Here is a 238-nt window from a genome sequence, read left to right as displayed (position 1 = left end):
GTAATCCGGTACCAGGGTAGCGGTAGTGCCAACACGTTTGTAACCTGGCGTACGAATGGTTTGCGATAGGCGCGGGTTGTGGTTCTTCTCCTCTTCCCAGTAAGGCATGTTGGCATAACCCGGCTGACTGGAAAAAGGCGTGCCATCCTCCATCAGGCAAGAGTTGTTCAGGCTTTTGGTAAGCCCCGGTGCCCTTAATGTAGGTACCAGGACCTGGCCGCCCGCCTGGCGGGTTTTG

1 pseudogene is annotated in these 238 nt (G+C 56.3%); it reads right to left on the bottom strand.

Annotated features, from left to right (window positions below):
* Window positions 1-238, bottom strand: a pseudogene (locus KVT36_RS32140) (RagB/SusD family nutrient uptake outer membrane protein); the annotation flags it as partial.

The sequence above is a fragment of the Chitinophaga sp. GbtcB8 genome (assembly GCF_019091455.1).
Classification (GTDB): domain Bacteria; phylum Bacteroidota; class Bacteroidia; order Chitinophagales; family Chitinophagaceae; genus Chitinophaga.
The sequence above is the reverse complement of the archived record's forward strand: the minus strand, read 5'-3'. Positions and strand labels throughout refer to the sequence as shown.